We start from the raw sequence: 22,780 nt of genomic DNA, 5'->3' as shown, positions 1-22,780 counted from the left end.
CGATCAATCACTTAAAACTAAAAATATTTATGATCTTACATCATCTTCAAAACTCACGTTCACAGCGTATTCTTTGGTTACTTGAGGAACTTGAGCTGTCTTATGAACTCCAGCTGTATGATGCAACACAAGCTAGACAAACAAATCTGAAATTTCCAATGCTCGACATTTCACATGATACTCAGGCAATACGACTTACGGAAAGCCGTGCAATCATCGAATACCTGTGCCAACTGCAACAAAAACTCATCATTCAACCTGACCACGTAGAGTACTGGAACTTTTGTTTTTATAGTCGTTATAGCGATGCCAGTCTCATGCCCAATTTGGCATTGAAACAAGTTTTCCAACACATTCAGCAACAAACACCTTTGCTTGTACGTTTTGTGAGTTTGGCCTTTCAAAGCGCCTTCAATCGCGCTTATTTAAACCCTGAGCTACATCGACAACTCAAAGCCATTGATACCCACTTAAGCACGCATGCATACTTTGTAGGCGATGTATTTAGTTATGCGGATATCTTGATGTGGTTTCCACTCTATGCTGCCAATTATGCCACTCCGCAGTTTACTCAGTATCAGGCCATTCAACACTATTTCACCCAAATACAAAGTAAACCTGCCTTCAATGCTGCAATGGCACGTGGGCAATGGTCTGCTTCCTATTTTGAACACTATTGGTCTATCACGCAGTAATGCTATGCTTAAGCTGACTTTCTAGAGTTGACTTGCCCTTTAATCACCGCCTTTACATTGCCTTTTAAATAATTAAAAAACACTTTAAGCGGTGATAGTTTCGGATTTGGTTGTTTACCTTCTGCGATATCCTTAAATTGCGCGGCATACCAGATCACTTCCATAATCGCCATTTTATCGATCATTGAAATGCCTGTTTTGATCTTATCGACTGCATAACGTACATCTTGCCCTGCAATTAAACGATTAGTCACGTCGGGTTCTACCGCAAATGGACGCGCCATCCCAATAAAGTCACACGCGCCACTTTCTAAAGCTGCGTTCATACCCGCAGCAGTACGAAAACCGCCTGTCACCATCAACTTACACTGGACTTGTTCACGAATTTTTTCAGCAAACTCTAAGAAGTAAGCCTCACGTGCAATAGTCGATGCCTTACGCTTTTCTTGCTTCACCCCTGCCATGGCAGGTGCTTCATAGCTGCCCCCTGAAATCTCAATCAAATCAATCCCAGCCGCATCAATAGCTTTAAATGTCGCAATGACATCTTCTTCACTAATCCCGCCACGCTGAAAATCTGCTGAATTAAGTTTGACCGAAATAATAAACTGCTCTGACGTTGCCGCACGTACCGCTTTATAAATTTCCAATAAAAAACGCATGCGGTTTTCAGCAGAGCCACCCCATTGATCTTGGCGTTTATTGGTCAACGGCGATAAAAACTGACTGATAAGATAACCATGTGCACCATGTAATTGCACGCCTTCAAAGCCCGCTTTTTCACAGATGGCGGCTGAAGTTGCAAAGCGCTGGATAATATCAAGGATTTCATCTTCACGAAGCGCTCGTGGCGTTCCAAAGCTCATTGCTAAAGCGGGACTAAACGGTACTGCTGAAGGTGCAACCGTTTCCTTATTCAAGCCCTTAGGACACTGACGGCCCGGATGTGACAACTGCACCAATTGCACCATGCCATGTTTTTTACCAATCGCAGCCCATTGTTTTAGTGGTTCTAAGTCACGCTCGGTTTCAATCACCACCACGCCTGGCTCATTTTTAGCTCGGAAGTCCACCATCACATTACCTGTAATGGCACAGCCTAGGCCTCCTTTTGCCCAAGCCTCATACAAGCCTAAGTGCAAATGATTCGGCTGGCCAGCATGATTAGCCAGTGCTTCACTCATTGCCCCTTTAATCATCTTATTTTTAAAATGGACCTGCCCAATGTCGATTGCGCTTGCAAGCTGGCTCATGAAAATTCATCCTTTAATATTTTTTAGTGTTTTTACTCTATGTGTTTTTTGGCTACAGTCAAGAGAATTTGACAATTCATTTTGTCAAAATTTCTGATCTTTTATTTAGAAAATGATTTTACTGATACTGACTGGCTTGAATCAATTGACGCGTATAGTCAGACTGCGGTTGCTCAAAAAGTTGTTCAGTGGCTTGCAATTCCACTACTTTGGCATGTCGCAAAACCAAAACTTGTTGGCAGAGTGCACGTACCACTTGTAAGTCATGGCTAATAAACAAATAGCTGATACCCTGCTCGTGTTGTAGGCGGCGTAATAACGCCACAATCGAACGCTGCGTGCTTCGGTCTAAGGCCGAAGTTGGTTCATCTAAAATCAATAGTTTCGGTTGAAGCACCAAGGCTCGTGCCAAAGCCACACGCTGTCTCTGTCCACCGGATAGCTCATGCGCGTAATAGCTTTTAAATATAACTGGCAACTCCACCTGAGTTAAGACATTCTCAACACATTGCGTCCTCTCAAATGAAGACAAAGGTTTTAAAGTCAAACCTTCTGCAATGATTTGTTCAACACTCATGCGTGGGTTCAAACTTGCAAACGGGTCTTGAAACACGATTTGAAAATCACCGCGAAGCGGACGTAATGCTTTTTGCGAAAGTTGGTTTAAATCATGTTCTCCAAACAGAATCCGCCCTCGACTTTCAATCAACCTTGCTACAGCCAGTGCCAAAGAACTTTTGCCTGCACCACTTTCCCCAACAATTCCCAACGAATGCCCTTGAGCCAAGCTCAAGTCCAAAGCTTCAACCGCAGCAAGATACTGTGTCGTGCGATTAAACCAGCCTTTTTTAATCGGAAATTTAACCTCAAGTTGTTTTAAGCAGAGCAAAGGTGCTGCATCTTGTACATTAATGGCTTGACCAAAAGAATGATTGAGTAAGTTTTGAGTATAAGTAGACTGCGACTGCTCAAAAATCTGCGCAACCGCCCCTTGCTCTACGACCTTACCTTGATGGATGACCACGGCATCATCAGCATAGTATTTCACCAAGTTGAGGTCATGGCTAATCAAAATCATGGCCATGTTATGGCGCTGTTGTAAAGACTTCAGCAAGTCTAAAATTTGAACTTGCAGCATGACATCTAGTGCCGTGGTGGGCTCATCAGCAATCAAAATATCAGGCTCTTGCACCAGTGCCATAGCAATCATGACCCGCTGGCGTTGGCCACCAGACAGCTCATAAGGAAAACGCTGCAACACACTTTCAGGATTTGGAATGCCCACATCTTCTAGCAAGGCAATCACACGTTGCCGCGCTTGAGCTTTCGACCAGCCCTGTAACCATAAAGTCTCGGCAATGATTTTTTCTACTCGATGTAAAGAATTCAAGGCAGTCATCGGCTCTTGAAAAACCATTGCAATTTTTTGCCCACGAATCTGCCTAAACTGATCATCGCTCAGCTCGAGTAGCTCTTTTCCGTCTAACAGTACTGACCCGTACACTTGCAATGCTTTCGGCAATAACCCCATCAAGGCTAAAGCACTGATCGATTTTCCTGAACCACTCTCCCCAACCAGCGCTAAAGTCTGCCCAGCACGCAATTCAAAACTGAGCTGATCAACCAATACCCGTTCTGAACTGTGAATGCTCAATGCATTCACTTTAAGTATGGAGGCTGTATTATTGGCGTCTAGGGTCAAATGCATCGCGTAAAGCCTCTCCTATATACATCAGCAACGCAAGCACAAGGGCCAAGCTGAAAAAGCCAGACAGTGCTAACCATGGTGCATTTAAATTATTCTTGCCTTGTAACAAAAGCTCGCCTAATGATGCCGCATCAGGCGGTAAGCCATAACCCAAGAAATCCAGTGCTGTTAGTGCTGTAATATTGGCTGTTAAGATAAAAGGCAGTTGTGACAGGCTAGAGCTGATTGCATTGGGTAAAATATGCCGAAAAATAATAGCTCGGTTGGTGACACCTAAACTTCGCGCGGCACGGACATAATCCAACTGACGTGCCCTCAAAAACTCAGCTCGTACCAGTGGAACTAAAATTGTCCAACTGAATAACAGCATGATTAAAAACAGCCAGTAAATATTTGGGCTAAACATACTGACTAAAATCATCACCATGAATAGCATGGGTAGCCCACCCCACACTTCTAAAATGCGCTGTCCGATTAAATCGACCCAACCACCGTAATAACCTTGTACCGCTCCAATCACAATGCCCAGTACAGCTGAACTGAAAGTCAAAACAAAACCGAACAGCAATGAGACACGTAAGCCATATAATACTCGTGCCAAAACATCACGACCTTGGTCATCTGTCCCGAGCCAATTTTGCATCGTGGGCGGTGACGGTACAGGGACTGTCAAATCTACATTGGGGGTTTGATATGAATATTGAATCAACGGCCAAACAGCCCAACCTTTTGCTTGAATCAGCTGCTGTACCACCGGATCTTTATATTCAGTTTCAGTTTCGAACACACCGCCAAAAGTCGTTTCAGGATAGTGTTTCAATACTGGGAAATATAAGGTCTGATCATACTTAAGCAACAGCGGTTTATCATTCGCAATCAGTTCTGCAGCTAAAGACAGTACAAAAACACAAAGAAATAAAATACAACAACTGAGACCAAACTTATTTTGCTTAAACCGCTTGAAACCTGCCTGTAAAATAGGTGACATCAGCCTCTCCCTTGCGAATCAAAATGTATTCGCGGATCAATCCACTGATATAACACATCGCCAATCAGACGCAGCAGCAAGCCCAACAAAGTAAAAATGAATAAGGTGCCAAAAATCACAGGATAGTCACGCTGCACAATCGCCTCAAAGCCCAATAGGCCTAAACCATCCAGATTAAATATGATCTCAATAAATAAATTGCCCACAAAGAAGTAAGCGATTAAAGCTTCAGGTAAGCCTGCTACCACAATCAATATCGCATTGCGAAACACATGACCATACAACACTTGAGACTCAGTCAGGCCTTTGGAACGTGCCGTCAGCACATAAGGCTTGCCTAGCTCTTCCATAAACGAATACTTGGTGAGATAAGTCACTGTGGCAAAGCCACCAATCACCATCGCCAAAAGCGGTAAAGCCATGTGCCAGAAATAATCTTTAATTTTGCCCCATAACGACAAATCCGCAAAATTTTCCGAAACCAAACCTTGTAAGGGGAACCATTGGAAATAAGAACCGCCTGCAAAAAAGACAATCAAGAGAATTGCAAAAATAAACGCAGGAACTGCATAGGCCACTGCCAACAGTAGCGATGTAGACTGATCAAACACCGTGCCGTGCAATCGGGCTTTTTTGATGCCCAAAGGAATCGAAATCAGATAAATTAGCAAAGCACTCCACAGCCCCAAGGACACGGATACAGGTAATTTATCCTTAATCAGTGCTGTAACGGGCTGGTCTTTAAAAAAGCTCGTGCCGAAGTCCAGTTGCGCGTAATTTTTCACCATTTCAAAAAAGCGTATATGCATGGGCTGATCAAAACCATAGTGTGCTTTGATCTTTGCGAGCATTTCATCACTGAGTCCTTGCGCGCCTTGATAGACATTTGAGCCTACACCCGCACCGCCCAGATTACCCAAAGTTTGCATAGCTTCCGCTTGTTGAATGGCTTGCTCAACAGGACCACCGGGCGCAATTTGAATCACAGCAAAATTGATCAGCAAAATCAGAAATAAGGTCGGAACGATCAGCAACAGCCTTTTGAATATATACATACGCATCTCACCCACCCCTATGCCAGCTTATGGCTTGGCTGCCTGACCTAAATACTGACTCACCTTTTTTGCCTGTTTGACATCACTCCACCAATAATCCAAACCGACATGCAACTGTGGACTCCGTGCTGGTTTTTGATACATATTCCAATAGGCATACCATTGATCCGCTTTACCATAGGTCGGTATTTGATAATAACCTGCACGCAACAAGCGATCTAAAATACGCGTTTGCACCACCACTTGCTTACGATCAGGCGCTTGAATCAACTGTTGGATCATCTGATCGATCACCGGATTTTGAATACCCGAATAATTATAATTTCCCACCTGATGGGCTGAAGCACTGCCCCACAGTTGCACCTGTTCTTTGCCCGGTGTCAAAGACTGTGGCATCGTTTGTAGGGTCATATCAAAATCTTGAGTCCGCATACGCTCATAGTACTGCGGTGTATCAACCTGTCGAATGTTCAGCTGTATTCCTAGGCGCTTTAGATGGCGAACAAAAGGCGTAATTTCACGTACAGCATCACTCGGCTGAATCAGAAACTCAAACTGAATCGGCTTATTTTTCCGATCTAACAGTTGACCTTTTGCATTATATGTATAGCCATTTTTTAATAAAATCTGTCGTGCGATGAGTAAATTATTTCGATTATAGCCCGATCCATCTGAAGCTGAATAACGCCAATTTTTTAAAACACCATCTCGCTGCACGGGATGCAATTTTGCCAAATAAGGCTTTAAGATTTTGATTTCAGCAGCCGAAGGTAGACCCTTCGCCTCTAGTTCGCTGTTAGAAAAATAACTTTGCAAGCGTTGATATTGCCCATAGAACATCGCCTTGTTTTGCCACTCGAAGTCGTAGGCATAGGTTAAAGCTTGGCGAAAATAAATATCTTGAAAAGGCTGACGACGGGTATTAAATACAAAACTTTGCGTTGGAATTGGATTGAAATGCTTAAAGCGATATTTTTTAACGAGACCTTGTTTCGCTGCGGGAAAGTTATAGGCTGTCACCCATTGTCGTGCAGACTCTTCCTCATGCAAGGTATATAAACCCGCCTTAAACGCAGTAAAAGCAATATCTTTGCTGCGGTAATACACATAACCCACGCGGTTAAAATTATAGCGTCCTTGGTTGACCTTTAAATCTCTGGCCCAATACTTTGGATTACGCTTATAAACAACCCGCTGCCCTGCATTGATTTTCTCTAAGAGGTAAGGGCCTGAACCTAAAATCGGTTTGACCGAAGTTTGACTGAAATCTTTGCCTTGCCAGTCTTTTTTGGAATAAATTGGCATTCTGGCCACAATCAAAGGCATTTCCACATTATTTCGGGTTTTAAAATGCATTTTGACGCTGTATTTGGACAACACTTCTGTCTTGGCTAAATCCGACAAATACATCTGTAAGCCAAAATTGGATTTGCTTTGAAAGATATCAAAACTGAACTTTACATCGGCTGCGGTAACAGGACTACCATCACTAAACCGTGCTTTTGGGTTTAAATGAAAAATGATCGCGTTAAAGTTTTTCGGGTCATAGCTGACCTTTTCTGCCAGCAATGGATACATCACCGCAGGCTCGTCCAAAGAGCTACTCATGAGTGAGTCAAATAAATAATTGGTTCCCTCAACCGCAGTACCACGACCATTCATGCTGTTTAAGTTATCAAAACTCCCAATGACTGCACGTGTTAATTCGCCACCCTTCGGTGCCTGCACATTGGCATAAGGCAGATGATCTAATTGGCTGTATTTCGGCATACCATAAGGTGCAATAAAAGGCATGGTCTGCAGTGCAGACCATGCCTTTAAAGGAATCGTTACAAGGCTGAACAGCAAGAGTGTTGTTCTAACCTTCATCGGGGATTTCTCTGAAATTGCATTTCAACTCAATATTAGTTCGGCACCTTAATTACATCCCCAATGCGCAACTGTGTATTCGGTTTAATGTCATTGAGCTCAGCCAATTGCGAAGTGTCCATACCATAACGACTTGCCAGTCCAATTAAGGTATCACCACGTTTCACCGTGTACTGCGAAATCAGTTTTGGGATTTGAATGGTCTGCCCAACTTGTAAGCCCGCACGCGGACTCAAATTATTTAAACTAGCAAGCTCTGACACTGACATCCCCGCACGGCTTGCAATTGAATTTAACGACTCGCCTGACTTCACTTTATAGGCTTCAGTTGCACGGCTAGAAGTTGCTTGTGGTTTTGCTGCCACTGTTTCTGTTTTGATTGGAGCTGAATCAACATCGCCTTCAATTTTCAAACGCTGACCGACACGAACATTGGCTGTACGGCTTAGGTTGTTTAATTCAGCCAAATAGTTCAATTGCAAGTGATATTTACGCGCAATGCTATTTAGGGTTTCACCCGATTTCACCACGTGAATATCGGTTGAGTTATTACTTGCAGTCGTTTGTTTTTCGACTGTTTTCGGCGTTTCAACAGCAGGCACTTCACCCGTTAATTTGAGTTTTTGACCCACACGTAAGCCCGCTGTACGACTCATATTATTGAGGTCAGCAATATAATCCATACCCAAATTATATTGCGAAGCAATCGCAGTTAATGAGTCTCCAGACTGAACGGTATAAGTATCTGGCACGCTTGAGCCCGCAGGGATCTTAATACTTTGACCCACTTGCAAGCCGCTATTGGTTGAAAGATTATTGAGATCAGCTAGCTCCGACAGGCTCATCTTCGACTGTGATGCAATGCTATACAAAGTATCACCACGTTGTACTTTATAACTTTCAACTTTGAACTGTGGCTCAGCTTTGACTGGAGATGCTTTGGCACTACTTGTCGTTAAGCTTTTGACATCATTGAGTGGCACATTAATTTTTTGTCCCACCAACAGGTTGCTGCCCGCATTTAAACCCGGTGTTAAATCTGCCAATTCTTGATTTGACAGCGCATAGCGGTCTGCAATCAGTTTCAGATATTCACCACGTTTCACTGTATACGACTGGGTTGCCACTTTGGTTGGGCTGCTAGTTTTTTCATCGTTGGATTTAGTACGGGATTGAGCTGTTTCTTTTAAAGAAAGCTTTTGTCCCACACGTACACCACTGGTCACGCTTAAACCGTTATAGTCAGCCAACTGTTTTAAGCTTAAACCAAATTCATCCGCGATACCAGTTAAGGTATCATTGGCACGAACGGTATAACTCTCGGGTTTAGTCTCAGCTTTCACTGTAGAACGTACTTCAACTTTTTCAGTTTGTGGTTTTGCATCATATAAATAAATCGATGTACCGACATAAAGTGTGGCATTGGCATCCATTTGGTTCCACTTCGCCACATCACGCCAGTTCACCCCATTTTTGGCAGCAATCAGCGCCAAAGTATCACCCGGTTGTACTGTATAAGTTGAACGTTTACCTTTTGGCGGCACAATCACAATTTCAGAGTCAGTCTTAACAAAGTTTTTGCCTTGATTACGTTTCACTTCATCCGAGTCAAGACTGGTATTGTCAGCCACAGATTTTGGATAAGCAAAACCTTTGGTTAACTCTTTGCCTTGCAGCTCAGCCACAGACTGACTGGTTTGAATTGCGGTGAGCTTAATTTTACCATCCAAAGGATCTACAATTTCTGTCCCCTGAGGGGCCAAAGCTTGAATTTCAGCAACCACTTCAGCTTGTTCAGCCTGCGTTGCAATCGGCTTCAGAACTTCATCGACAGTTTTACTTTGACCTTCAGCATGAATTGCTGCGGTTAACTGTTCACGCTCTGCTGCTGAAATTGGTGGTTCAACGGAAACGGGTTTCACTGACGTGACAGGCGTAACCGCAACTGGAATACGCGGCGCACTTGGAATATCGCTATTAGCAGCAAAAGCAGCCAGGGCATTAGAACCCTTAGGCGTTGAACCACGAGACGGCGTCGCAATAGCAGTACTGCTCGACGACGTTACTGTAGACGAAGTGGCAGGCTTTCCTGTTGTGGTTTTTGTTGTTGTCGTCGCTAAAACAGGTGGTGTAGTTTTCGACGGTGTGATCGCTTTGGTGTTCAACGTCGGTGGTTCAATTTTGCTTGGTTGAATCGTTTGGTTATTTTCAGGCAGTTTGGTATTTGCAGATGCCCACAAGCCGCCTGAACCACCCTGTAATTTTTTCAAACGTACATCCACTGAAGGACTCAAATCCGCAGGAATTAAAATCCGCATTGGACTTGCACCATCAATCCATTCACCACGGTGTCCCGGATTTAACTGATACAGCTCGGCACGACTTAAACCTGTAATCGACGCAACTTCATTTAGACTCACCGCGCCCACAGTAACCTCTCTAAAGTGCGGACGGTTCGCAATCGGCGGTAAATTGATGTTATAGGCATTTGGATTTTTAATGATCTGCGCAACCGCCAAGAAACGCGGCACATAGTTCATGGTTTCTTCAGGCAGTTTTAATGACCAATAATCTGTTGGCAAACCTGCGGCTTTATTACGGTTAATCGCTTGTTGAATACGGCCCGGACCTGCGTTATAAGCCGCTAGTGCAAGTTCCCACGAACCAAACTGGTTATATAAACTGCCCAAGAACTCATACGCAGCACGCGTTGACTCGACCACATCACGGCGACCGTCGTATTGGCTACTTTGTTTTAAGCCATAAATACGTCCCGTACTTGGAATAAACTGCCATAAGCCCGCAGCCGCAGCACTACTGGTTGCAGCAGGGTCATACGAACTTTCAATCACAGGTAGTAGAGCCAGCTCTGTTGGTAAACCGCGACGTTCGGCTTCTTTAACGGTGTGATACAAATAACGTGAAGCTCGTGCACTTAAACGATCCAAATACGGTTGGCGTGAAATAAACCACCCACGCTGAGCATCAATACGCGGATTCCAATGATCGGTGTTCATTTTAAAGCCAACGGTCATACGCTTCCAAACGTCACCGTGCTTTAACACCAACAGTCGGTCTCCTTCCACCGCACGCATGTCGGTTGCAGAAAGTAAATCTTCTAAAGAATCTAGGCTGTTTGCATCTAGGTAGTTCGATCCGACTTGTTTGGATTTAGATGTTTGCGTTGCACTTTGCGTCGAGGAACAACCAGCCAGTCCAAGTGTCGCAAGTGCTGAACCGAGTACTGTAATTTTAAATAATGTCGGTAACATCGGTTGGCCAAAAATGGCAGCTGACTTATACATAAGAAAATCCAAACAACTCGTATAAAATTTATTTTTTAGATCTGCCATTGTAGTAAAGCACGCCGCAGACACAAGGCGTTAATTTAACTTGAAATCAGTATAAATGTTACAAGAAATTAAAAAAGCTGCATCTTATACACTTCTCTAGTGCATTTGCGTTATACAATGGTGCCCGCTTAGTTTTAATTTTCAGTTTACGGAAGTTGTGTATGTCACAAACAATTACCCTGTATGTCGATGGTGCTTGTCGTGGAAACCCTGGTCTTGGGGGATGGGGCGCGTACATTATTACAGAAACTGAAGAACATAAACTGTGTGGCGGTGAAGACAACACCACCAATAACCGTATGGAACTCACCGCGGCCATTGAAGGCATTCTTTTTTGCCCAACCGATGCGAAGTTGGTAGTCTGGACAGATTCAACCTATGTCAAACGTGGCATTACCGAGTGGATTACGGGTTGGAAAAAGAAAAACTGGAAAGACGTTAAAAACCCAGATTTATGGAAAAAACTCGATGCAGCCTGCCAAGGCCGTGATATCGACTGGCACTGGGTCAAAGGCCATGCAGGTCACGAAGGTAATGAAATGGCAGATCAATTGGCAAACCTCGGTGCCGATCAAACACAGGCTCAACTTCGTCAGTCTAAAACAACGACAACAGAACCATCCATAGATAAAAAAAAAGTTGAACCAGACTGGTTGTTAAACGACCCTTTTGGTTTGGGTTTCGATGACGAAGAAGTTGATAACAGCGAAGATTTAGCCGAAAGTGAAATACACGTTGCAGAACAAGAGCCAAGTTTAATGGCTGAACCAGAACTTGGCACAACGGTTGCTTCTACTGAACAAACGCCTGAAGTTGCGGCAAGTGTCGATTTAACACAACTCAAACAACATCCGCAAATTGTGATTACTCCACGTAAGGTTGAGGTCTTTGGACCTCGACAGCTCATCCTCGATACAGAGACCACGGGTTTTTATTATCAAGATGGTGATCGCATTATTGAAGTTGGCGCGATTGAAATGGTCAATCGAAAGCTCACAGGCAGCTCGATTCATATCTACATCAACCCAAAAAAACCTGTGGGCGATTCTGAAAATGTCCACGGGATCTCTGATGACTTTTTAAAAGATAAACCGCTGTATCAAGAGATTGCTGACACTTTATTTGCCTATCTAAAAGGTGCGGAAATCATTGCGCATAATGCAAGCTTCGATATGAACTTCTTAGACATGGAGTTCAAGCGTGCAGGATTTGTTGCGCTTTCTGAAGTTTGTGCGGTGACAGATACCCTCGCGATGGCAAAATCTAAGCATCCGGGGCAAAAAAACTCACTCGATGCCTTAGTTCGCCGTTACGAAATTCCACAGCGTGACCGTACCTTCCACGGGGCCTTGCTGGATGCTGAAATTCTAGCCGACGTTTACTTGGCTATGACAGGTGGTCAGGTTTCCTTTGATATGGATGCCCTGTCGCATAGTGAACAACAAAATGGGCAAAGTCAGCGTCAAGCACTGGATATTGAACTGGCGGTAATTCACCCTTCAGCCGAAGAACTTGAAGCACATGAGACTTGGGTCAAACAATACCAAGAAAAACATGGCACACCCTGCCTTTTTGCCAAATAAATTCTAAAGTTTTTGTTAACTTTTGTATTACAAGATTTTTCAGTTAGGCTATAGTGATGAACAAGTTGCTATGCCTTCTTTGGGCCGCATATAAACACGATAAAACACTAGGATAGGTGCAGATCAATGTCTTACCAAACCTCTATTCATTTTGATCCAACAGCGCTGCTGATAATAAAAAATGAAGTGGATAATTCCATTAAACTGGTTGAATCAGCTGTGAGCACCTTAGCAGAAGATCAGACTTTACCATTTGGAATTGACGATGCATTAAACCAATTTGAGCAATGTGCTCAAGTGCTTGCATTGATTGATATGTCGAGCTTGGCCAAAATTGCTGAATATTCCGCAGAGCTTATGCGCAAGATCATGGGGAATCCTGCACAGATTAATACGCAAGATGTGATTGCACTCAGCGAAGGCACGACCATGCTGAAGCGCTATATTGAGTTCATTTGCTTAAGAGAAGTGAAAATTCCACAGTTTTTACTCGATACCTTAAACCGTCTTGAAATTGCATTAGCAAAGCCTCTAACGCAAGAAGGTCAACACATCGAGTCCTTACTGGACTGTATTACCCCAGATTTCAGCCTCCCTCAAGCACCAAGTCTTGAAAAATCTCAATATGTTCACCGCTTGTACAAGCTGTCTTTAAGCCAAATGCTGAAACAAGAAGAAAGCGAACTTGATTTACAAGCAATGAAATTGGTGGGCACTTATTTAGCGGGTCTAGCAGAACAAACGCCGAGTAAACAATATTGGAACTTGGTCTATGTTGCACTCAATCAAATTGAACAATTGCTCATTAATGAACCACGTTTACGCACTTTGATTAGCATCGAACGTAACATTGCACAGTTCTTTACTGCGCCTGAACGTTTCAAAGCCAGCCTCACCGATCTTGCCAACATTCTCAGCCTATGTATCAGCCAAGAAGACGAAGTTTCTCAACACATCCGTGGCAAACTCAATATTGGCGATGACTTACTCACAGATACGCAGCTGCAAGTTTTCAGTCGTCATCTGTATGGCCCAGATTTCGACACGATGCATACCATTAGTGATTTGGTGACCACCGAAATGTCGCAAATCCGCAATGACATTGAGTACAACTATCAAAACATGACGCCTGAGAAAACCCAAGAGCTCCAAGCAAAACTGGTCGATTTGGCGAACATCTTCAAAGTATTGAACTTAAATGAGGCGCATAATGACTTAAACCGTCAAGCAGCATCACTTAGTCAAGCAGATATGCTGAAAGATGAAGGTTTTGCGCAGCAGTTGATGAACGTGATCTTGTCGGCAATGAACTCGATTGGCGTGCTAGAACGTCACCATACTTCAAGCCGCCTACAGCTTCGTGTGAACAACATGAATATTTCACTAGACCGTTTAGATGAAGCCCATGCTGCTTTATTGACTGAGGCTAAAACCTCTATCGACTTAAGTAGTCAAGCTTTGGCGCAATATCAGCAAGAACAAGATTTAACTGCTCTTGAGAATACTCCTGCGCAACTACGTGAAGTTGCGGGCGCAATGTTGTTCTTAGGTGCAGAAAATGGTCAAACCGCCCTGAATATTTCAGCAGATTTTGTGCAACAACAAATCACGGCTGAAACTGCGTTCACTGCTGCTCAGGTGAATCATGTGCTTGACACTCTTGCAAGTGCAGATATGCTGATTGATAACTTAAAAAACAAACAGCCTGTATTACACAGTATGTTTGATGTAGCATTGGACAGTAGCCAAAAACTAAAGACTGTTGCCTAATGTCAGAACTTTCACTTGCTTATATTTTCCACCAACAACAATTGTTGGTGGACCATAATTTTCAATTGCCTCGTGTAGAAAAGCTAGCAAGTGATTTAAGTTTTCACTCGGGTGATCAAGTGATTGCCCGAGACCTGCTAGACAATGAGCCGATTCCTGAAGGCTTAGAACTCATCCCAATTCGCCAGTTGCTTCCGCTCTGGAGCACCCAACAATTCGAGCAAGCCAGCCGAGCTATTCAACTGCTAGAATGGCGTCGCAATCATAAATTTTGTAGTCATTGCGGCCACGCCACAGAAGCACATGCCAGCGAATATGCCATGATCTGCCCTGCCTGCGGTTATCATCAGTATCCACGGGTACAACCCTGTGTCATCACCGTCATTACACGAGGTGAAGATGAAATTCTGTTGGCAAAAAATGCACGGAATACCCGTAGCAATATGTATGGGTTGATTGCAGGTTTTGTTGAAGTCGGTGAAACATTAGAAGAAGCTGTACGCCGCGAAACCTTGGAAGAAGTCGGCATTCAAGTTAAAAATGTTCAATACTTAGCGAGTCAGCCTTGGCCTTTCCCAAGTAACTTAATGATTGCGTTTAAAGCAGAATACGCGTCGGGTGAGCTTTGCTTACAAGAAGAAGAAATCAGCGATGCCCAATTCTTCAAGTTTGATCAATTGCCTGAAATTCCGTTCAAAGGCAGTATTGCACATGCCATGATCATGCATGCGACAGAAGGCACAACAGTCGCAGATGATACACGTGAGTGGCTCTAAGCTCACTCACCATCTCTACAACAAATATACTTTAAAACCCAATTAGTGCTTAAGCGCATCCTCTAGCGCCTGCATAATTTTTTGCTTGGTCGTGAAGTAACGACTAAACAAACTCGATACCGAACCAATCATTGAAATATGACCGATACGCGGCACCGTCCAAAGTTGACTGTAGTTGCCTTTTTCTTTCAACCTACGATCCAAATCAACGGCATTACTCAACCCGACGACATCATCATTTTCTGCAACCAACAGATAATGTTTAACCGTATTCGACTCGACGAAATAATATGGCATCACTTCCTGATAAGGCCTGTTCTGATCAAAAGCATCTGCACAAATTGGATCGCCTTTATAGTCGAAATGATAAGGGCCTGCCAAACCAATAATGGCGGTAATTTGATTGCGGCATTGTATTTCATATGGCTTCGGATGATAGAGCGCAGACATCACATTAAACGCGCCCGCAGAATGCCCCATCAACACCACTTTTTCCGTTGAAATTTGATATTTAAGCTGATGCACATTGAGATAATTTAAAGCCAAGCTGAGATCATCAATAGAGGCAGGAAAAATATGCTCAGGCGCCAAGTGATAGTTAATCACCGCCACATCAAAGCCTTCTTTGGCAAAGGCTTCACCAATAAAACGATAATCTTTTTTATCGCCATGCATCCACGCGCCGCCATGCACAAATACAATCAGAGGACGGTGTTCACGCGGTTTTTGCGTGCGAAACAGATCTAGACGGTGTCGCGCGCGTAAGCCATAGGCCACATTTTCTTGGACCGAATAACCCTTACGTGGTGTTAAACGGTTTAGGGCATAACTACCTACATCATAAATACGAAAGTCACGATAGAGTAATCTTGCATACTCTACCGAACGATTCAGTCTTTGAACAAAAGGCTGAAGCTTATTGAACATTATTTGGTTCAACTTGGTCTGGGTCTATCGCAACAGGCGTTTGCTCTGTCGGTGTTGAATTAATCATTGGTGATGCAAACGCACTGGTCATTTGCGTCTGTTGCTCTATATTATCCACCAATGTGATAATTTTAGTCACATTCCCCACTTGCTGTAAAACTTGGTTTAAATCGGTAATTTCAGCACCATTTAAACGTCCCATCACATATAACACGCCATCTTCGGTGTGAATACGCACTTTCGCATCTGAAACAACAGCAGCTTTCATGATCAAGCCACGTGTATTTGCCGTAACTGAGGTGTCTTGCATGATGGTGCTATAACTAATTTGATTTCCAACTGTAATGTAGTTATGCACGGTTTTGACATCCGACATCGCACGTACATTGTCTTCAGCTAACTGACGTAAGTGTTGATCAGGTACTTGTCCTGTTAATAAGACATTCCCATGAAAACTTTCGATATTGACACGTGACTGTTTAAAACGACTGTCCAATTTATATAAGTTAATTTTTGCAGTACGCTCAATTGAAGAGTCAATAAAGACCTGCCCTAATGAACGTGCACCGCTTTCTGTTCCTACAGCGGCTGTTCCTGTCCCACCCGAAATGAAACTTGCACATCCAGATAAACTTGCGACGCATAATACGGTCATTGCAATACGATTGAACACTCAGCAAGACTCCTCAACTTTTCAAACTATTTTAATTCAGCATTTCAGCTTTGATTTTGTTCAAAGATTAATAAAGTCTTGATCAAAAGTAAAAGCATTTTCTATCCATTGCTGATCATAAGTGAATTTTGAAAAATCTTGCTGTATGGTTTTTGCAATTTCTTTAAAAAAATCAAAACAAATCACATCAAAGCGGCAATAATATTGCTGGAAATGTGGATGATCTTGTAAAAATAACATGGCCGTTTTTGCTATTTTGCGTTGTTTTGAATAGGAAATTGTTTCAATAGCCTGCGCAAAACGCGTTTTTGAGCGTGCTTTGACCTCAACAAAAACCAATTCCTGCCCTTTTTGTACAATCAGATCAATTTCGCCAAAGCGCGAGTGATAATTGGACCGTACATGAACATACCCCTGTTCTTCTAGCACAGTCAAAGCTTGTTGCTCTGCCCATTGTCCCAGTTTCATCTCTTTATCTTCCCTACTTCATTTTTATTTTTTAATCATCACATTTCGAAAAACTCAATTTCGATCAAAAATCTCACGTCTTGATGTTTAAAACCACTGCTGTGAGTCTCTCGAACCAATCAATTCATTTCATTCTACTTTTAAAGCCCTCCTGACGTTTAAATTTCAATCGAATGTCTTACCGACTCCTGCAAATCCATCGCCGACAACATTCTAGCTCACGCCACGACGGACAATTCAGGTAGAATGCTTATCGCGGTATCGGTTGAATGTACCAAAGCACACGACTCACCCCCCATCCTTTTATTATTTTGCAGCGCGGAGAAAACCCATGAGTGCCCAGTTATTTGTAGTCGCAACCCCTATTGGGCACTTAGATGACATGACTTACCGCGCAATTGATGTACTAAAATCAGTCAAAATCATTGCTGCTGAGGATACACGAACTTCAGCACAATTACTGAAACACTTTAATATTCAAACTCCACTTACTGCATGCCATGATCATAATGAAAGCAACAAAATTGACATCCTTATTCAGCGTTTGTTGAAAGGTGAAGATATGGCGCTTATCAGTGATGCAGGAACGCCTCTTATCAGTGATCCAGGTTTTAAATTGGTTCGTGCAGCGCAAGAGCATAATATCCGCGTAATCCCTGTTCCTGGCGCTTGTGCTGCCATTGCCGCTTTAAGCTCAGTGGGCTTACCAAGTGATCGTTTCAGCTTTGAAGGTTTTTTGTCTTCTAAACAAACCCAACGACTGGCGAGTTTGGAAAAACTCAAAGACGAAACACAAACCCTGATTTTTTATGAAGCACCACATCGTATTTTAGACAGTGTCAGTGACATGGCTAAAGTCTTTGGTGCTGACCGCCCTGTTGGTTTTGCCCGTGAAATTACCAAAACCTTTGAAACCATCAAGAAGATGACTTTAGGTGAGTTGGTTGAATTTATTGCAAACGATCATCATCAACAAAAAGGTGAGATTGTATTGGTTGTTGGTGGCGCGACCACTGAAAAAGATATGGCACAAGAAAAACTCGACCAGCTTTTAACGCGTCTCTTACAAGATTTGTCAGTGAAAGCTGCATCACAGTTAGCGGCTGATTTGACCGGCATTAAAAAGAAAATTGCTTACCAACGTGCTTTAGAATTAACACAAGATCAGGCTGAATAAGCTTAGATAGCTTGAAATAAAAGTATTGCTATTCTTTTTGAATGAAAAAAATAAAGAGCAACAGATGTAAGTGCTTTGGCCTTTCTCTGCTGCTCTCCATGTTAAGCAGTTCCATGTGAACCGCTTAACTCAAATTATGTAGTTATGTCATTTAAAATTTATAAGCATGTGTATGGGTTGACTGATCGTCAGTTACAATCTCTATCGAATTAGCTTGCTTCTTGGTAAATACGACCGCCGGGTAGTTGGCAAAAGTATTGTTTCAATGCATCCAGACAACGATGGATCTTCATCGGCTGTTGTTCATGCTTTGAAATGATGGCATATAGCGTAAAGTTAGGGAGCTTCCACTCTGGAAGAACTTCCACTAAAGAACCGTTAACCAATTCTTTTTGCACATCCAAATATAAAATACGTGCAACTCCATGCCCATGTTGGCATAAAGTCTTTGTCACTAAAATATTATTACTGGCTACTCTTGATTTCATCTCAAGTTTAACCGCATCACCTGTCACCACATTTTTAAAATCAAAATCATGATTGTTCTTCATAATCGTGATCGGAATAAGATCATGATTTTTCAAATCTTCAGGTCGTGAAATTGGTGCAGACTGATTCAAATAGCTCGGTGAAGCAACCAAAATCTGTTCCACGCGCGCCAATGGCACGACATGTACGCTTTGATCGTCAACCGTTGGGCTCATTCTTAGGGCAATATCAATTCGCCCATTCATCAAATCCACATAATGATTATCTGCTTCAATATGAATAGATAATCCACGATGTGCAGACATCCAATGCGACAAAGCAGGAATCACATGATTGGCACCTAACTCTGGCGTAGTGGCTATTCGCAGCTCACCCACGAGATCATCGCGCAATTCATTAATACGTATTTTGCCACGTTCAGCAGCGGCGAGCATTTCTTGACAGCTGTGGAAAAAAGCCTGGCCTGCTTCAGTTAAATTCAACTTTCTTGTTGAGCGATGTAAAAGAACAACTTCCATCTCTTGCTCTAAAGAACGAATTTGCTGACTCACAGCACTTGTAGTGATGCCTAACTCACGCGCAGCACCACTAAATGAACTCTTTTCGACAACACAAGCAAAAACACCCATTGCCCGTAGTTGATCTAACATAAAATTCTCTCTGGATTCATGAGAAGTTTTCATCTATTTGATAAAAACAACTCATTGTATTATACGGTGAATTTTTTGCGTTGCATCCAGATTTTTTAATTTAATGGTAAAACTATAGTCGGATTGATTGGCTTGCCATCTAAGCGTACTTGGAACTCTAACATGGTGCGCGTTGCACCTGTGGATCCCATTTCAGCAATTTTCTGTCCTGCCGTCACATTTTGACCGCTCTTCACATTCATCGCACTGTTGTGTGCATATGCTGTGATATAACCATCAATATGCTTAACCAAAATTAAGTTCCCATATTCTTTCAATCCGTCTGCTGCATACACCACTTGGCCATCTGCTGCTGCATAAATTGGATCACCTTGGTTACCAGCATAGCGAATACCTTTCACATTATTTGCTAAATTATAACCTTGCAAAACAGCGCCATTACTTGGTTTTACCCAGCGTAAAGTTGAACTTTTCGAGCTCACAACAGGTGCGGTCGGTACTTTAGCAGGAGTTGTTGTGGTTGTGGTGGTCGTATTTTGACTCGGGAGACCAATATTTTGACGTTGAATTGGAGCGGTTTGTGTAATAGGTTGCGTCGTAGTTGTACGTGGGCTACCCGAGCCTTTTAAACGTAATGACTGCCCCACATAAATACGATACGGCGCAGCAATATCATTCATGTCTGCAACAGAGGTATAACTCAGCCCATAACGAGTTGCAATACCGCTCAGCGTGTCGCCTGAACGAACTGTATAATAGTCTGGTGCTTTCGCAAAACGTGTTGCATTGTTAACCTGTGGTTTAGAAGCACAACCACTCAAAATAACAGTTGAAACTACAGCTGTGGATAACACGACAGTTTTCAGTAGTGCTGTAGGAATTGCAATGAAACGAATTTGAGACAACACAGACATTTATCTTACTCTCTAAAAATACAAAAAATAATCAGTTTAATTTGCGCTAAGATTAGCAAAAAAGTATGTGAAAATAGTATCTCTGCGCGTATTTTCACAAAGTTATAACAAACAGCTGAATACATTCCTTGTATTGCTCAGCTGTAGCGACTTTTACGCACTTATTTGCCCTTGTAATGCATGCAAAACTTCATAGTTGGTTGCATCCATCTGAATAGGCGTAATACTGACAAAACCATTTGCCACAGCGAAAAAGTCTGACTCTACCTCATCATAGCCTCTTTTCGGTTCTGCCACAGCTTCACCTGCAAGCCCAATCCAGTACACTTGACGACCACGTGGGTCAACATGACTGGTAATCGGCTTAGACTGACGACGACGTCCTTGATAAGTAATTTTAGCGCCCTGTAACTCAGCAACATCTGGAATATTAATATTTAAAATATGGCGTGGTGGCAATGCAGGCAAACCTTGCTTCACAAAATCATGCACCCACTGTGCGGCATGATGATAATCTTCTGGGCTGTTGTACGAACGCACTTCAGGGCCCGCAAGTGATACCGCAATGGCTGGCTGTTTCATTAGACGCCCTTCAAATGCTGCTCCAACTGTACCTGAGTAGAGTACATCATCACCCAAGTTTGCCCCGCTATTGATGCCACTAACAACCAGATCAAACTCAAAGTCAAATAAGCCATTCATGGACAAATAGACACAGTCGGCGGGTGTTCCATTGACTGCCCACATGTCGGGTGCAATTTCGATTGGGCGTAAGGGTCGATCTAAAGTCAAAGCACTGGAAAAACCACTGCGTTCACTTTCGGGTGCTACAATCACCACGCGACCTAATGGACGTAAAGCATGTGCGAGCGCTTGAATACCTGGTGCAAAAACACCATCGTCATTAGCTATTAAAATATTCACTGATGGATCTTCTTAAATCTATATGAGTCGGTAAAAGCCTTATACATCTATTTTGCACTCGTCTTCGTCTTTTTAATCTGCAATTCATACAGGTAGATTTGGGGGTAGCTTTAAAAAAAACTAAATCTTTAAAGCGAAAAGAAAAGCTATAGAGTCCTCGATGCAGAACGACTATACATTGAGATCAGGCAATCTGAAAAGATGAAATCATTGATCTGGGTGAGTACTTTACTCTTGCATGAACAGAGTACAAAAGAGAGAGCTTAAAAATAGAAGAAGCTAAGCATAGGTTTAAAGTGTTTACTGGAGAGTACGCCTTCAAAAAGATAACATATAGATCTCTTGATTCTATAAAACTACTCTTCTCTTACATAAACAAATAAATATAAAGCAATGAGTTAAAAATATTTAAGAGAGCAATTCCAGCTATGACTCACTATTACAAAACATACTTTTAAGTGTTTGGATATTGAGACAAGTTATTCGCGTTTTTTACTCATTTCGGATAACAAATCCAGTTGTATTTCTTGTATTTGGGCTAACCTATTCCACTGATGCATCAACAAATGATCTAGTTTTTCATTTAAATGTTGAATTTCTAACTCTGCCTTTAAATTAATTTTATAATCGTTTTGCGAACGCAATCTGTCTTTAGCTTCCTGTCTATTTTGGCTCATCATAATCACAGGAGCTTGAATCGCTGCAATACAGGATAAAATTAAATTTAATAAAATAAAGGGATACGGATCGGCAGGATGCGTGACCATAACCACTGTATTGACAATAATCCAAATGGCTAGGAAAGTCGCAAAGCACATGAGAAAAGCCCAACTACCGCCAAAGGTCGCAATTTTATCTGCCAGCCTTTCCCCTAAAGTCCAATTTTGATCCAACTGATTTTCAACATTTTTGGTGATCACTTCATGTTGTTGCAAACTTTTAATCACCTCATATTCAAGATCAGTCACTTCCCCCTTTTCAGACTTTAACAGTGAATGAACATACTGAATTCGATATTTGGTTAAGTCTGCTTGGCATATATAACTTTGAGGCGACCATTCTGGAAAATCATGTGAAATTTCTTCGGTAATAGATTTTCGTATTGCCCCCATAGGAATGAGATTTTTAATGAGGAATTTCTGCCCACAGACTAAACATTCATGACTTTGATTTTTTTCGCTCATGCTCGTTCTCTTTTATAATCATTATTGGTTTTGGGGAGATAAACATCATCGAACAAATTTTAAACCAATGTCAAATTTTCAGCACCACTCAGAGTAGCTCCTCATTAAGATTTTTCTAGACAGTAGCCATGAATAAAAAAATGCCACAGATATAATAGACCTCTTGCGAAAGTAAAAACCACCTCAATATAAATTTCATGAGATATCAGAAATTAAATCGTTTTTCAGATTCTGAATTCAAACGCTTGGTTGGCGTACCTCGACATGTTTTTACTGAAATGGTAGAGGTTTTAGAAAAAGCAGAATCACTCAAAAAGAAATCAG

Annotated in this window: 18 protein-coding genes and 1 pseudogene; 6 read left to right on the top strand and 13 right to left on the bottom strand. The window is 42.4% G+C overall.

All coding sequences use genetic code 11. The features are described from left to right. Nucleotides 1–29: 29 nt before the first annotated feature. On the top strand, nucleotides 30–695 hold the full coding sequence (locus MF4640_RS04990) for a glutathione binding-like protein (protein WP_078388881.1): 666 nt from the start codon (nucleotides 30–32) through the stop codon (nucleotides 693–695). A gap of 8 nt (nucleotides 696–703) precedes the next feature. Here the strand turns inward: MF4640_RS04990 and MF4640_RS04985 are convergent, their stop codons facing one another. The 6 genes from MF4640_RS04985 to MF4640_RS04960 all read right to left on the bottom strand — a co-directional run bounded on the left by MF4640_RS04985 (nucleotide 704) and on the right by MF4640_RS04960 (nucleotide 10,873). Beyond that, a complete protein-coding gene (locus MF4640_RS04985; RefSeq protein ID WP_058869293.1) occupies nucleotides 704–1,948 on the bottom strand; it encodes an NADH:flavin oxidoreductase/NADH oxidase family protein in 1,245 nt (414 codons plus the stop codon). A gap of 118 nt (nucleotides 1,949–2,066) precedes the next feature. Then, the gene (locus MF4640_RS04980; protein WP_078388880.1) at nucleotides 2,067–3,656 is read right to left on the bottom strand and encodes an ABC transporter ATP-binding protein; all 1,590 of its coding nucleotides are present in this window, start codon (nucleotides 3,654–3,656) and stop codon (nucleotides 2,067–2,069) included. Further along, nucleotides 3,631–4,644, bottom strand: coding sequence for an ABC transporter permease (locus MF4640_RS04975; RefSeq protein WP_078388915.1), 1,014 nt, complete (start codon nucleotides 4,642–4,644; stop codon nucleotides 3,631–3,633). The genes MF4640_RS04980 and MF4640_RS04975 overlap by 26 nt, the downstream gene beginning before the upstream one ends. Then, nucleotides 4,644–5,705, bottom strand: coding sequence for a microcin C ABC transporter permease YejB (locus MF4640_RS04970; protein ID WP_078388879.1), 1,062 nt, complete (start codon nucleotides 5,703–5,705; stop codon nucleotides 4,644–4,646). Before MF4640_RS04970 ends, MF4640_RS04975 begins: the two co-directional genes overlap by 1 nt. Nucleotides 5,706–5,726: 21 nt before the next feature. Then, nucleotides 5,727–7,568 (bottom strand): extracellular solute-binding protein, encoded by a 1,842-nt coding sequence (locus MF4640_RS04965; protein ID WP_078388878.1) that lies wholly within the window; start codon nucleotides 7,566–7,568, stop codon nucleotides 5,727–5,729. 35 nt (nucleotides 7,569–7,603) lie between these two features. Next, nucleotides 7,604–10,873, bottom strand: coding sequence for a LysM peptidoglycan-binding domain-containing protein (locus MF4640_RS04960; protein WP_078388877.1), 3,270 nt, complete (start codon nucleotides 10,871–10,873; stop codon nucleotides 7,604–7,606). Nucleotides 10,874–11,082: 209 nt separating this feature from the next. Here MF4640_RS04960 and dnaQ point away from each other — a divergent pair, with 209 nt between their 5' ends. The 3 genes from dnaQ (at nucleotide 11,083) to nudC (ending at nucleotide 15,050) form a co-directional block, all read left to right on the top strand. Continuing rightward, complete coding sequence (dnaQ, locus tag MF4640_RS04955) at nucleotides 11,083–12,504, top strand: DNA polymerase III subunit epsilon (protein ID WP_078388876.1); 1,422 nt, start codon at nucleotides 11,083–11,085, stop codon at nucleotides 12,502–12,504. Nucleotides 12,505–12,630: 126 nt separating this feature from the next. Continuing rightward, the gene (locus MF4640_RS04950; protein WP_078388875.1) at nucleotides 12,631–14,274 is read left to right on the top strand and encodes a chemotaxis protein; all 1,644 of its coding nucleotides are present in this window, start codon (nucleotides 12,631–12,633) and stop codon (nucleotides 14,272–14,274) included. Next, entirely contained in the window at nucleotides 14,274–15,050 is a 777-nt protein-coding gene (gene nudC, locus MF4640_RS04945; protein WP_078388874.1) for an NAD(+) diphosphatase, read from the top strand. The genes MF4640_RS04950 and nudC overlap by 1 nt, the downstream gene beginning before the upstream one ends. Nucleotides 15,051–15,092: 42 nt before the next feature. On the opposite strand, the gene MF4640_RS04940 is transcribed toward nudC, so the two are convergent. The 3 genes from MF4640_RS04940 to MF4640_RS04930 are packed head-to-tail and all read right to left on the bottom strand — an operon-like array spanning nucleotide 15,093 to nucleotide 17,118. After that, nucleotides 15,093–15,977, bottom strand: coding sequence for an alpha/beta hydrolase (locus MF4640_RS04940; RefSeq protein WP_078388873.1), 885 nt, complete (start codon nucleotides 15,975–15,977; stop codon nucleotides 15,093–15,095). Further along, nucleotides 15,967–16,650: a BON domain-containing protein gene (locus MF4640_RS04935; RefSeq protein WP_078388872.1), complete on the bottom strand. Its 684-nt coding sequence runs from the start codon at nucleotides 16,648–16,650 to the stop codon at nucleotides 15,967–15,969. Before MF4640_RS04935 ends, MF4640_RS04940 begins: the two co-directional genes overlap by 11 nt. 60 nt (nucleotides 16,651–16,710) lie before the next feature. Next, nucleotides 16,711–17,118: a YraN family protein gene (locus MF4640_RS04930; protein ID WP_078388871.1), complete on the bottom strand. Its 408-nt coding sequence runs from the start codon at nucleotides 17,116–17,118 to the stop codon at nucleotides 16,711–16,713. A gap of 331 nt (nucleotides 17,119–17,449) precedes the next feature. On the opposite strand from MF4640_RS04930, the gene rsmI reads away from it, so the two are divergent. Next, nucleotides 17,450–18,295: a 16S rRNA (cytidine(1402)-2'-O)-methyltransferase gene (rsmI, locus tag MF4640_RS04925; RefSeq protein WP_062034476.1), complete on the top strand. Its 846-nt coding sequence runs from the start codon at nucleotides 17,450–17,452 to the stop codon at nucleotides 18,293–18,295. A 209-nt stretch (nucleotides 18,296–18,504) separates the two neighbouring features. Here rsmI and MF4640_RS04920 read toward each other — a convergent pair whose 3' ends face one another. The 4 genes from MF4640_RS04920 to MF4640_RS04905 all read right to left on the bottom strand — a co-directional run bounded on the left by MF4640_RS04920 (nucleotide 18,505) and on the right by MF4640_RS04905 (nucleotide 22,456). Next, nucleotides 18,505–19,434: a LysR family transcriptional regulator gene (locus tag MF4640_RS04920; protein WP_010326350.1), complete on the bottom strand. Its 930-nt coding sequence runs from the start codon at nucleotides 19,432–19,434 to the stop codon at nucleotides 18,505–18,507. A 95-nt stretch (nucleotides 19,435–19,529) separates the two neighbouring features. Further along, complete coding sequence (locus MF4640_RS04915; protein WP_005399783.1) at nucleotides 19,530–20,348, bottom strand: peptidoglycan DD-metalloendopeptidase family protein; 819 nt, start codon at nucleotides 20,346–20,348, stop codon at nucleotides 19,530–19,532. A 153-nt stretch (nucleotides 20,349–20,501) separates the two neighbouring features. Beyond that, nucleotides 20,502–21,272 (bottom strand): 5'/3'-nucleotidase SurE, encoded by a 771-nt coding sequence (gene surE, locus MF4640_RS04910; protein WP_005399784.1) that lies wholly within the window; start codon nucleotides 21,270–21,272, stop codon nucleotides 20,502–20,504. A gap of 479 nt (nucleotides 21,273–21,751) precedes the next feature. Continuing rightward, the gene (locus MF4640_RS04905) at nucleotides 21,752–22,456 is read right to left on the bottom strand and encodes a DUF1003 domain-containing protein (RefSeq protein ID WP_078388870.1); all 705 of its coding nucleotides are present in this window, start codon (nucleotides 22,454–22,456) and stop codon (nucleotides 21,752–21,754) included. A 197-nt stretch (nucleotides 22,457–22,653) separates the two neighbouring features. Here MF4640_RS04905 and MF4640_RS04900 point away from each other — a divergent pair. Then, nucleotides 22,654–22,780: pseudogene (locus tag MF4640_RS04900) on the top strand (IS5/IS1182 family transposase); the annotation flags it as partial.

Source organism: Acinetobacter sp. MF4640, assembly GCF_002018895.1.
In the GTDB taxonomy this organism is placed as follows: domain Bacteria; phylum Pseudomonadota; class Gammaproteobacteria; order Pseudomonadales; family Moraxellaceae; genus Acinetobacter; species Acinetobacter johnsonii.
The sequence above is the reverse complement of the archived record's forward strand: the minus strand, read 5'-3'. Positions and strand labels throughout refer to the sequence as shown.

Excerpts from the sequence above, each read along its gene's own strand:
- MF4640_RS04975 (WP_078388915.1), bottom strand. The coding sequence starts at position 4,644 with ATGTCACCTATTTTACAGGCAGGTTTCAAGCGGTTTAAGCAAAATAAG.
- MF4640_RS04990 (WP_078388881.1), top strand. The coding sequence starts at position 30 with ATGATCTTACATCATCTTCAAAACTCACGTTCACAGCGTATTCTTTGG.
- MF4640_RS04985 (WP_058869293.1), bottom strand. The coding sequence starts at position 1,948 with ATGAGCCAGCTTGCAAGCGCAATCGACATTGGGCAGGTCCATTTTAAA.
- MF4640_RS04970 (WP_078388879.1), bottom strand. The coding sequence starts at position 5,705 with ATGCGTATGTATATATTCAAAAGGCTGTTGCTGATCGTTCCGACCTTA.
- MF4640_RS04930 (WP_078388871.1), bottom strand. The coding sequence starts at position 17,118 with ATGAAACTGGGACAATGGGCAGAGCAACAAGCTTTGACTGTGCTAGAA.
- MF4640_RS04920 (WP_010326350.1), bottom strand. The coding sequence starts at position 19,434 with ATGTTAGATCAACTACGGGCAATGGGTGTTTTTGCTTGTGTTGTCGAA.
- dnaQ (WP_078388876.1), top strand. The coding sequence starts at position 11,083 with ATGTCACAAACAATTACCCTGTATGTCGATGGTGCTTGTCGTGGAAAC.
- MF4640_RS04905 (WP_078388870.1), bottom strand. The coding sequence starts at position 22,456 with ATGAGCGAAAAAAATCAAAGTCATGAATGTTTAGTCTGTGGGCAGAAA.
- MF4640_RS04940 (WP_078388873.1), bottom strand. The coding sequence starts at position 15,977 with ATGTTCAATAAGCTTCAGCCTTTTGTTCAAAGACTGAATCGTTCGGTA.
- nudC (WP_078388874.1), top strand. The coding sequence starts at position 14,274 with ATGTCAGAACTTTCACTTGCTTATATTTTCCACCAACAACAATTGTTG.
- rsmI (WP_062034476.1), top strand. The coding sequence starts at position 17,450 with ATGAGTGCCCAGTTATTTGTAGTCGCAACCCCTATTGGGCACTTAGAT.
- MF4640_RS04915 (WP_005399783.1), bottom strand. The coding sequence starts at position 20,348 with ATGTCTGTGTTGTCTCAAATTCGTTTCATTGCAATTCCTACAGCACTA.
- MF4640_RS04965 (WP_078388878.1), bottom strand. The coding sequence starts at position 7,568 with ATGAAGGTTAGAACAACACTCTTGCTGTTCAGCCTTGTAACGATTCCT.
- MF4640_RS04950 (WP_078388875.1), top strand. The coding sequence starts at position 12,631 with ATGTCTTACCAAACCTCTATTCATTTTGATCCAACAGCGCTGCTGATA.
- MF4640_RS04960 (WP_078388877.1), bottom strand. The coding sequence starts at position 10,873 with ATGTATAAGTCAGCTGCCATTTTTGGCCAACCGATGTTACCGACATTA.
- MF4640_RS04980 (WP_078388880.1), bottom strand. The coding sequence starts at position 3,656 with ATGCATTTGACCCTAGACGCCAATAATACAGCCTCCATACTTAAAGTG.